The organism is Bradyrhizobium sp. P2_E8 (assembly GCF_056403875.1).
This window is the reverse complement of the sequence record NZ_JBFUES010000272.1, coordinates 1-7,904: the sequence shown is the minus strand read 5'-3', so window position 1 is coordinate 7,904 and position 7,904 is coordinate 1. Positions and strand designations below refer to the sequence as shown.

Annotated in this window: 7 protein-coding genes; all 7 read right to left on the bottom strand. The window is 65.8% G+C overall.

All coding sequences use genetic code 11. From position 1 onward, the window contains the following. Positions 1 to 298: 298 nt before the first annotated feature. Complete coding sequence (locus AC1D00_RS16950) at positions 299 to 1,273, bottom strand: oligopeptide/dipeptide ABC transporter ATP-binding protein (RefSeq protein ID WP_025575121.1); 975 nt, start codon at positions 1,271 to 1,273, stop codon at positions 299 to 301. Continuing rightward, a complete protein-coding gene (locus AC1D00_RS16945; RefSeq protein ID WP_477011463.1) occupies positions 1,270 to 2,685 on the bottom strand; it encodes an amidase in 1,416 nt (471 codons plus the stop codon). The genes AC1D00_RS16950 and AC1D00_RS16945 overlap by 4 nt, the downstream gene beginning before the upstream one ends. Continuing rightward, positions 2,682 to 2,879: a hypothetical protein gene (locus AC1D00_RS16940; RefSeq protein ID WP_025575125.1), complete on the bottom strand. Its 198-nt coding sequence runs from the start codon at positions 2,877 to 2,879 to the stop codon at positions 2,682 to 2,684. The genes AC1D00_RS16945 and AC1D00_RS16940 overlap by 4 nt, the downstream gene beginning before the upstream one ends. After that, positions 2,876 to 3,937: an ABC transporter ATP-binding protein gene (locus AC1D00_RS16935; RefSeq protein ID WP_477011462.1), complete on the bottom strand. Its 1,062-nt coding sequence runs from the start codon at positions 3,935 to 3,937 to the stop codon at positions 2,876 to 2,878. Before AC1D00_RS16935 ends, AC1D00_RS16940 begins: the two co-directional genes overlap by 4 nt. Positions 3,938 to 3,940: 3 nt before the next feature. Beyond that, entirely contained in the window at positions 3,941 to 4,843 is a 903-nt protein-coding gene (locus tag AC1D00_RS16930; RefSeq protein ID WP_025575129.1) for an ABC transporter permease subunit, read from the bottom strand. A gap of 162 nt (positions 4,844 to 5,005) precedes the next feature. Next, positions 5,006 to 5,959: an ABC transporter permease gene (locus AC1D00_RS16925; RefSeq protein WP_014498430.1), complete on the bottom strand. Its 954-nt coding sequence runs from the start codon at positions 5,957 to 5,959 to the stop codon at positions 5,006 to 5,008. A gap of 232 nt (positions 5,960 to 6,191) precedes the next feature. Continuing rightward, positions 6,192 to 7,850, bottom strand: a complete 1,659-nt coding sequence (locus AC1D00_RS16920) for an ABC transporter substrate-binding protein (protein WP_477011461.1) — start codon at positions 7,848 to 7,850, stop codon at positions 6,192 to 6,194. Positions 7,851 to 7,904 lie beyond the last annotated feature (54 nt).

The window sequence follows — 7,904 nt, the reverse complement described above, 5'->3', positions numbered from 1 at the left end:
ATGCACAGTAGAACGGCTACTGGTCGAGCGCTCCTTGTGAACCACGGCAACGCGATGTTGGTGGAGAGGATTTTTGACGGAGCGCGCATTTCGAAGTGAGGTGCGCAACGCTCTCTCGTTCCCTCCCCCTTGCGGGGGAGGGGCAGGGAGGGGGGTAGCCGCGGGCGAGGTTTGAGTTCGTGGCTACCCCTCTCCCCCGCCAGGGGGAGGGAGCGCAGTTGCGCGCGGGGCTACACCTCAGCTCATACCCACACGGTCAAATCGACAGCACACTCGCGATGAAGCGGCCTGGTTGGCGCTATGTGGCGACCACCGGCTCCGCCAGCACGCACCTTGCCGCCCGGCCCGGTCCCACCTCCACATTCGCAGGCAGTTGCTCCAGGCAGCGCGGCTGGGCGGCGGCGCAGCGGGGGGCGAAGGAGCAATTGTGGGGCTTTTCGGCCAGCGAGGGCGGGGTGCCGGGGATCGTCTCCAGCCGCGCGCCCCGCTTGGCGCCGTGGATGGTGGAGGCAAGCAGGCCCTTGGCATAGGGGTGCACCGGCGTGCGGACGATGTCGCGCAAGGTCCCCTGCTCCACGATCTGGCCGGCATACATCACCGCGACGCGGTCGCAGATCTCGATGGCGACGCCGATGTCGTGGGTGACGAAAATGACGGACATGCCGAACTCGCGCTGCAGCTCGCGCAGCAGCAGCAGGATCTGGATCTGCACGGTGGCATCGAGCGCGGTGGTCGGCTCGTCCGCGAGCAATATCTTGGGACGACAGGCGAGGGCCAGCGCGATCATCGCGCGCTGGCGCATGCCGCCGGACATCTCGTGCGGATAGGCGTCCAGCCGGCGCCTGGCCGAGGGGATGCGCACGACCTCGAGCATTTCGAGCGCGCGTGCCCTGCCCTCCGCATGAGATTTGCCTTCGTGACGCACGACGCTTTCGGCGATCTGCGCGCCGATGGTGTAGACCGGATCGAGCGCGAGCGCGGGCTCCTGAAAGATCATCGACACGGTCTGACCGCGGAACGACGAGAGCTCCTCGTCGTTCATGGCGAGAACGTCGCGCCCCAGAACGTTGACGCGACCGGAGATCTGCGTGCGCTTCTTCGGCAACAGCCGCATCAGCGCGCGCAAGGTCACGCTCTTGCCCGAGCCGGACTCGCCGAGCAGGCCCAGCACCTCGCCGTCTCCCAGCGAGAGGCTGAGGTCGTTCACGGCGTAGACCGTGCGCTCGCCGGTGAATCGGATGTTGAGGCCTGAGATCTCGACGAGCTTTGTCATGACGGCAGTTTCGGCAATCGATCGTGGTATTCGGTGACGCGCTGGAACGCCGCGCCGATGGTGAGCAGGGTCGCTTCATCGAAGGAGCGGCCGATCAGCTGCATACCGATCGGCAGGCCACTCTTGGTGAAGCCGGACGGCACGGTCAGCGACGGCAGGCCGAGGAAATTCACAGGACGGGTGAACAGCGTCAGCCGCTGCAACAACGCCGGCGCGTTCGGCCCGCCGCCGACGTYGCTCTCCTCGATCGTCGGCGCCGGCACGGGCGACGCCGGCGCGATCACCGCATCGACGCCGGCGGTTGCGGCATTGTGCGCGGCGAGCGCCGGGCCACGCCAGCGCATCGCCTCGAGATAGGTGATGGCGGGCACGGCAAGCCCGTTCTGAAGCCGCATCAGCACCTGAGGGCCATAATCCTGCGGGCGCTCGATCATCCAGCGCTTGTGGAAGGCGGCGGCTTCCGCCGCGAGCACGAGCTGGCTTGCCGCTTGCAATTGCCGCTGATCGGGCAGCTCGACCTTGACGATKTCGGCGCCCTCGCGCTTGAGCACCGCGATGGTCTCATCCAGCACTCGCGCGACCTCGCCGTCGAGATCGTCGACGTAGAAGGACGCGGGCACGCCGATCTTGAGGCCTTTCAGCGAGCCTTTGGTCGCTGCGACGTAGTCCGACAGCGGCTCGTGGCTCGCGGTCGAATCCTCGGGATCGGGACCGGCCATCAGCGCCAGCAGCAACGCACAGTCCTCGGCGGTGCGGGCAAGCGGGCCGACCGTGTCGAGCGATTGCGACAGCGGCATCGCGCCGGCGCGGCTGACGCGGCTCCAGGTGGTCTTCAATCCCGTGACGCCGCAGAAATGCGCGGGCATGCGGATCGAGCCGCCGGTGTCAGAGCCCAGCGCCGCATAGGTCAGGCGCGCGGCAACCGCCGAGCCGGAGCCCGAGGACGAGCCGCCGGTGATATGCGCGACGTTCCAGGGATTGCGCACCGGACCGTAATGGGCGTTATGCCCGGTCGGTCCATAGGCGAATTCGGCGAGGTGCAGCGTGCCGAGGCGGATCTGGCCGGCATCCTTCAGCCGCTGTAGGGCGGTGGAGGTCGTCGCCGCGACGAAATCGCGGCGGATCAGCGAGCCGCAGGTCGAGACCTTGCCGGCGTCGTAATACATGTCCTTGTGCGCGAGCGGCACGCCATGCAGCGGTCCGCGCACCTCGCCCTTGGCCAGCTCGGCATCGGCCGCCTCGGCCGCTTTCAGCGCCGCCTCCGATTCGATCGACATGAAGGCGTTGAGATGCGGCTGCCACTGCGCGATGCGGTGCAGCAGCGCGCGCGTCACCTCATGGGAGGACACCTGCTTCATCGCGATCGCACGCGCGACCTCGGTGAGCGTCATCAATGCAGGCTCGGTGCTCATTTCGACACCTTCTGCGTCTGCGCGAGCACATAAGAAGACGGCTCGAGGTCGAACGGCAGCGTGCCGGCGATGGCGGCGAAGCCTTCGAAGGCGGGTCCGATGGAGTTGGAGATGCGCGTTGCGATCTCGTCATCCACGGCAACGCCGGCGATCTGCGCCATGGGCCTGATCTCTTTTGGTGTCGGTCTTGTCATGCGATTTCCCCTGCGGACGCGCGGCTATGGCCTGAACCCGGAATCGCCATGTAGCACGCGGCCTCGTGGCCCATTGTATCGACCGCCGTGAGCTTTGGTGCGGCATTTGCGCAGAGCGGCTCCGCAAACGCGCAGCGCGTGTGGAAGCGGCAGCCCGAGGGCGGATCGATCGGATTGGGCGGATCGCCGGTGATCGGCGGTTTTTCCGTACGCCTGTCAGGATCCGAGGACGGCATCGCCGCAAGAAGCGCGCGCGTATAGGGATGCGCAGGGCTATCCCAGACCTGGTCGACCGGGCCGAGCTCGACGACCTCGCCGAGATACATCACCAGCACACGATCACTGATGTAACGCACGACGTTGAGATCGTGGCTGATGAAGAGATAGGTCAGGCCGAACTCGCGCTTGAGATCAGCAAGGAGGTTGAGCACCTGCGCCTCGACGGATTTGTCGAGCGCGGAGACGGCTTCGTCGAGGATCACCAGTCGCGGCGACAGCGCCAGCGCCCGCGCGATGTTGACGCGCTGGCGCTGGCCGCCGGAAATCTCGTGCGGGTAGCGGTTGGCGAAGTTTTCCGGGCGCAGGCCGACCTTGCCGAGCAGCTCGCGCGCCAGCGCCCTCGCCGTGCCATCGGCCATGCCGTGGACCTTCGGGCCGAAGGCGATGGATTCCTCGATCGTCAGGCGCGGATTGAGCGAGGCATAGGAATCCTGGAACACCATCTGCATGCCGCGGCGCAGCTCGCGCAGCGACAGCGCCTGGCCGACGGTCATGCCGTCATAGACGATGTCGCCGTCATCGCGCGGCATCAGATGCATCAGGAGGCGCGCGGTGGTCGACTTGCCGCAGCCGGACTCGCCGACGATGCCGACGGTCTCGCCCTTGGCGACGGAGAAGGAGACGTTGTCGACCGCACGCACGGTGCGTTTCGCGGCGAACAATCCGCCGCGGACGGGGAAGTGCTTGGTCAGGCCGTTGACCTGGAGCAGCGGCTGCGCGACGCCGCCGCGGTCCTCGACCGGCTCCAGCATTTCAACAGATGTATTGCTCTCGCTCATGGCCTAATTCCTGATGTCCATGGCGCTACGCAGGCCGTCCGAGAGCAGGTTGAAGCAGATCGAGACCGCGAAGATCATCGCGCCCGGCAATGCCGCGACCCAGGGATTGACGTAGATCGCGGTGCGGAGCGTGTTCAGCATCAGGCCCCATTCCGGCTCCGGCGGCTTGGTGCCGAGGCCGAGGAAGGAGAGACCGGCGGCCAAAATCATCGAGACCGAGATCAGGCTGGTGGCATAGACGAAGATGGCGCCCAGCACGTTGCCGAGGATATGCACGCGCATGATGGTGAAGGCTCCGGCACCCGAGGCGCGCGCGGCCTCGACGAAATCCATGTTGCGCACGCCGGTGGTGACGCTTTCGGCGACGCGAGTGATCTGCGGCACGAACACGACGGTCAAAGACACGATGGAATTGAGGATGCCCGCTCCCAACGCGCCGGAGATCGCGATCGCCAGCAGCACGGACGGAAAGGCGTAGAAGACGTCGATCGTGCGCATGATCGCGGTGTTGAGCTTGCCGCCGACATAACCTGCGACGAGGCCGAGCGATGTGCCGATGCAGAAGGCAAGGATCACGGGCAGGATACCGATGAGGAGCGACAGCCGCCCGCCATAGATCAGCCGCGCCAGCATGTCGCGGCCGAGCTCGTCGGTGCCCAGCGGGTATCCGACTGTGCCGATGTGCCGGAGGCGGCGAATCATCGAGCCCTTGTATGGGTCTTCCAGACCCAGCCACGGCGCCAGGATCGCTGACAGGAAGATCAGCAGCAGCACCAGCGCGCAGGCCATGCTGACCTTGTCGCGCATGATGCGGCGGCCGACGGTCGCCCAATAGCCGCGCGCCTTGGTCGCGGGCGCGGCCTGGAGCGCAGCATCGGCGGTCGCTGACAACGGAAGCTCGCTCATTGCCGCAATTTCCAATGTCGTCCCGGCGAAGGCCGGGACCCATATCCACGAAAGGTAGTTTGGCGAGGACTCGTGGTTGCCGTCTCGTCCCACAACCGCTTACTGGGGTTATGGGTCCCGGCCCTCGCCGGGACGACACCGAATGTGTGGCACCTCATCCCGCTAGCCCCGCTTGATGCGCGGGTCGATCGCGGCTTGCGCGATGTCGACCAGCAGGTTGAGGAAGACGAAGAACAGCGCCAGGATCAGGATCGTGCCCTGGAGCAGCGGCAGGTCGCGCTGGAAGATCGCCGAATTGAGCAGGAAGCCCGAGCCCGGCCAGGAGAACACGGTCTCGATCAGGATCGAGCCGCCGAGCATGTAGCCGAGCTGAAGCCCCATGACCGCGAGCGCGGTGGGCGCGGCGTTCTTGATGACGTGACGGAACACGCCGGTTTCGTGCAGGCCTTTTGCGCGCAACGCCTCGACGAAATCCTGCGAGAGGATGTCGCCGGTGAGCGCGCGCACGGTGCGGGTGACTATGCCCATCGGGATCACCGAGGTCGTGATCGCCGGCAGCACCAGGTATTTCAGATGCGCCCAGTCCCAGGCCCAGGAGTTGGAGCCGTTCGGCCCGGCGCCGACCGCGGGCAGCCAGTTCAGCTGCACCGAGAAGATGATGACCAGCACCATGCCGAGCCAGTAATGCGGCACCGAGACGCCGGCGATGGCGAAGGAGGTCGCGACCTTGTCGATCCAGGTCTCGCGGAAATAGCCGGCGATCAGGCCGAGCAGGATGCCCATGGTGAAGCCGATGATGGCGGCCGCAATCGCGAGCGTGACGGTGTTGCTGACCGCGCGCATGACCTCGGCGAGCACCGGACGGCCCGTGGCAATGGAATTGCCGAGATCGCCGTGGAGCGCGCGCAGCAGCCAAAGACCGAACTGCACCGGCAGCGGCCGGTCGAAGCCGTAGGCGGCGCGGAGCTGCGCCGCGAGCTCCTGCGAGGCGTCGGCCGGCAGCACGGCAACGAGCGGATCACCCGGCGTGATGTGCACGAGCAGAAAGCACACCAGCGCCACGCTGATGACGATCGGGATGACGTAGACGATGCGGCGAGCGATATAGGCGAGCACGTTTGGTTACTCAGGTTAGTGCGTAAATATCTCGATCGTCATGGCCGGGCTTGTCCCGGCCATCCACGTTCTTCTTACTCCGTCATTCCGGGGCGATGCGTAGCATCGAACCCGGAAGCTCGAGATTCCGGGTTCGCCCTTCGGGCGCCCCGGAATGACCGAGCAAGTGGATAGACGTGGATGCCCGGGTCAAGCCCGGGCATGACGCGTGGATAGAGCGAGGGCCACCTGACTAATTCATCGACACCAGCGAGAAGTCGATGAACCAGCTCTTCGGCTGCACGACGCCGGTCACCTTCGGGCTGATGGCGCGCGGGCCGACGTCGTGGGCGACGTAGAGGAAGGCGGCGTCGTCGACGGAGGCTGCGTGCAGCTCGGCGAGCGCGGCATCACGCGCGGAGGGGTCGAAAGTCTGGCGCGCTTTCTTCACCAGCTCGTCGAACTTGGGATTGTTGATGAAGCCCCAATTGTTCGAGACCGGCGGCGCCATACCCGATTGCAGGAAGCGCACCAGCGCAAAGAACGGGTCCATCGCCGCATAAGTGACGTTGGTCGCGTTCGAGCCGTTGGCGCTGGGATCCTTGGCGCCACGACGCCAGTTGGTGAACAGCGTGTTCCACTCGATGACGTCGAGCTTCACGTCGAAATAGCATTCGGCAAGCGCCTGCTGGAGATACTCGTTCATCGGCAGCGGCTGCATCTGGCCCGAGCCCGACGCCGAGGTCTGGATCTTCACCTCGAGCTTCTTGTTCGGGCCGAAGCCGGCCTCCTGCATCAGCTTTTGCGCTGCCGGCTTGTCATACTTGATCTGGAAGGTCGGACTGCCGCGCCAAGGATGGCCGGGCTCGAACGTGCCGCTCGCCGGCACCATGAGCCCTGCGAGCAGGCCGTCCTTGAGGCCTTCACGGTCGACGCAGAGGTTTGCCGCCTTGCGCACGCGGATGTCGTTCCAGGGCGAGCCCTCGACGCGCGAGAACTGCCACGGCCAGACATGCGGCTGCTCGTTGGCGTAGAGCTTGAAGCCGCGCTGCTTGAGCTCGGGCAACGCGTCCGGCGCCGGCGCCTCGACCCAATCGACCTGCCCCGAGAGTAGCGCCGCGGTGCGCGCATTCGCCTCCGGCATCGGCAAAAGCACCATCTTGTCGACCTTGGGCACGCGATCCTTGTTCCAGTAGCTCGCGTTCTTCACCAGCTCGAGCCGCTCGCGCGGAGTGAAGCTCGCCATCTTCCACGGGCCGGTGCCCGCGGCGTCCTTGGCGAACGCGGTCCAGGCGGCCWGCGACTTCGCCTTGGCGTCGGCACCTTCGGCCTTGTCATAGAAATGCTGCCACTTCGCCGGGCTCGCCATGAACAGGTTGGTGAGGTTGATCGGCAGGAAGCTGTCGGGCTCCTTGGTGGTGAGCTCGACCGTCATGTCGTCGATCTTCTTGGCGGAGGCCAGCGTCGGCATGCGCGAGGCCGTGACGCCGACCTGGCTGGCGTCGAACTGCGGCGCGTCCTGCTTCAGCACCTTCTCGACGTTCCACACCACGGCATCCGCATTGAACGGCGAGCCGTCATGGAAGGTGACGCCGGGGCGCAGCTTGAAGGTCCATTTGGTCTTGTCGGCATCATCGACCTTCCACTCGGTCGCAAGGCCCGGGATTACCACGCTCGCCTTGTCGGCCGAGGACAGGTCCCAACCGGTGAGCGCGTCGTACATGGTGAGGCCGGTGAAGCGGTTGCCTTCAAAACCCTGATCGGGCTGGCCCAGCGTGCGCGGAATATCGGCAGCGGTCATGCCGATGCGCAGCACGGTGTCGGCACTGGCCACGCGCGGCCATGCGGCCGCGCTGCCGAGCGCCAGCAACGCGATCAGCGCCGCACGGGTCTTGTTTTTCTTGATCAGCATCGTCTCAGTCCTCTTCCGGCTTTCAATGACTAATTTTGATGCAAACGTATGCAA

Coding starts and splice junctions, on each gene's coding strand:
- AC1D00_RS16950 (WP_025575121.1), bottom strand. CDS start 1,273: ATGACAAAGCTCGTCGAGATCTCAGGCCTCAACATCCGATTCACCGGC.
- AC1D00_RS16940 (WP_025575125.1), bottom strand. CDS start 2,879: ATGACAAGACCGACACCAAAAGAGATCAGGCCCATGGCGCAGATCGCC.
- AC1D00_RS16935 (WP_477011462.1), bottom strand. CDS start 3,937: ATGAGCGAGAGCAATACATCTGTTGAAATGCTGGAGCCGGTCGAGGAC.
- AC1D00_RS16930 (WP_025575129.1), bottom strand. CDS start 4,843: ATGAGCGAGCTTCCGTTGTCAGCGACCGCCGATGCTGCGCTCCAGGCC.